The 2,442-nt window shown below is 63.6% G+C and carries 2 protein-coding genes; one reads left to right on the top strand and one right to left on the bottom strand.

The window, feature by feature from the left end; all coding sequences use genetic code 11:
* The coding region (speA, locus tag PF446_RS00115; RefSeq protein ID WP_298068497.1) for a biosynthetic arginine decarboxylase at positions 1-1,676 on the bottom strand (1,676 nt) is incomplete at its 3' end.
* 125 nt (positions 1,677-1,801) lie between these two features.
* Here speA and speE point away from each other — a divergent pair.
* Positions 1,802-2,442, top strand: a 641-nt coding sequence (gene speE / locus PF446_RS00110) for a polyamine aminopropyltransferase (protein ID WP_298068495.1), incomplete at its 3' end; no start/stop codon positions are given.

Below are 2,442 nucleotides of genomic sequence, written 5' to 3'. Positions count from 1 at the left end.
CAGCGCACGTTGACGGCATCGGTGTCGCCAAACAGGTTGTGGATGTCGCCCAATGTCTCCTGGTACGCACCGACCATGAAGATACCCAGCCGGTACGACTCGCCCGCCTTGAGCGCATGCAGCGGCAGGCTGACATCGACGCCCTCGGCGCCCACGTAGTGGTCGATGCGTCCATCCGAATCGCAAGTCATGTCCACCAGCACACCACGCCGCGTGGGCTTCTCGTGCAAGCGTGTAATCGGTGCAATCGGGAAGATCTGGTCGATGGCCCACACATCAGGTACCGACTCGAACACCGAGAAGTTGCCGAAGTACTTGTCGACCAGCTTCTCGTCCAGCTCGTCGAGCATCTGCCGATGCGCGCGCTCGCCCGGTATCAGCCGCGCGCGCAGATCCCCGACCAGGGCGTAGTACAGGTCATCCAGGCGCGCGCGATCGGAAAGGTCCAACTGGCCCAGCGCAAACAGCGTCTGGCCTTCGGCCAGATGGTGCTGGGCCTCGTGGTACAGCTCCAGCGGCGGACGCTCGTCCAGTGACGCATGCGCCGCGCGCAGGTGCCGCAGCACCGCGGGCTCGTCCTCGCGTTGCGGCGGGATGCGGCCGGCTGGTGCCTTCTCCACCTCGCTGACGTTGACCACCAGCACCGCGTGGTGCGCGGTCATCGCACGTCCGGCTTCGGTGACCAGATGCGGCATCGGCAGGTCCTGCTCCCGGCAAGCATCGGTCAACGGCTGCACCAGGCTGGACGCATACTGGTCCATCGAATAATTGATCGAATTGAAACTGCGCGAACGCGTGCCTTCGTAGTCCACGCCCAGGCCGCCGCCCGCGTCCATGATGCCGATCGGCACCTGCATGCGGCGCAGCTCCGTGTAATAGCGCACCGCCTCACGCATGCCTGCGGCGATGTCGCGCACGTTGGAGATCTGCGAACCCATATGGAAGTGCAGGAGTTGCAGTGTGTGCTTGAGTCCAGCGGCCTCGAGCTTCTGCACCAGCGCCAGCAACTGCCTTGGGCTGAGTCCGAATTTGCCCTTGTCACCGCCGGTGTTCTGCCACTTGCCGGCGCCGATCGAGGCCAGCCTCACCCGCACGCCGAGTAGCGGCTCGACGTTCAGTTCGTGCGCCAGTTCAATCACGTAGTCCAACTCGGAGGGCTTCTCCACCACGATGTGCACGCGCAGACCGAGCTTGATGCCGATCAGGGCCAGTCGGACATATTCACGGTCCTTGTAGCCGTTGCAGACCACCAGCGAGCCCGGTCGCGCCAGGCCCAGCACAGCCATGAGCTCCGGCTTGGAGCCGGCCTCAAGCCCGAAGCCCTCGGTGCCCACGCGTGCCAGTTCCCCGGCTACGCCGCGCTGCTGATTGACCTTGATCGGATATACCGCGGTGTATCCGCCGGTGAAGTCATGGGTTTGCATTGCCTGGGCAAAAGCATCGCGAAGACGCGCCAGGCGATCCGCCAGGATGTCCGGGAAGCGCACCAGCAACGGCAGGCGCAAGCCCTCGAGGCGCGCTTTTTCGACGATCGCGGGCAGAGACAGCGAAGCGCCCTTGCTACCGAACGGCTGCACCACCACCTCGCCGGCGTCGCTGATATCGAAATAACCGGCGCTCCAGTTCGGAATCGACCATGTACGCCGCGCGCGCTCGATGCTCCAGTTCTGGCTCATTGCGGTCCTCGACTGCCCGGCTCATGCCAAACCGCTAGTGTAGTGCAGCATGTGTGTGCGCGACCAAGCCGCTACAATGCCCGGTCTTACGCAGTCCCATGACCAGAACAACCCAAGGAAACGTCATGTCGCAGTCCACCTGGTTTACCGAGGCCCACGAAGCCTCCGGCTCCTCCATCGGTTTTCGCACCGAGGCCCTGCTGCATTCGGAGCAGACTCCGTTTCAGACCATCGAGATCCACCAGACCACCGACTGGGGCAAGCTGATGGTGATCGACGGCTGCGTGATGCTGACCAGCCGCGACAACTTCCTGTACCACGAAATGATGACCCATCCAGCGCTATTCACCCATCCACGGGCCAAGCGCGTGGTGATCATCGGTGGTGGCGACTGCGGCACCCTGCGCGAAGTGCTCAAGCACGATGAAGTCGAGCATGTCACCCAGGTCGACATCGACGAGCGTGTCACGCGGCTGGCCGAGGAGCACTTCCCCGAGCTGTGCGAATCCAATGACGATCCTCGCGCCGAGCTGAAGTTCGAAGACGGCATCCGCTACATGGCCGAACTTCCGGAAGGTAGCGTGGATCTGGTGATTGTCGACTCCACCGATCCGGTGGGCCCGGCCAAGGGCCTGTTCAACCCCGATTTTTACGCCAGTTGCGCCAAGGCCTTGCGTCAGGGTGGTCTGCTGGTCCAGCAATCCGAGTCGCCCCTGGCCCACATGGACCTGATCAAGTCCATGCGCGGCGCCATGCGCGGCGCCGG

The organism is Oleiagrimonas sp. (assembly GCF_027858935.1).
GTDB lineage: Bacteria > Pseudomonadota > Gammaproteobacteria > Xanthomonadales > Rhodanobacteraceae > Oleiagrimonas.
Note: the sequence above shows the minus strand (reverse complement) of the source record. Positions and strands in the feature narration are given on the sequence as shown.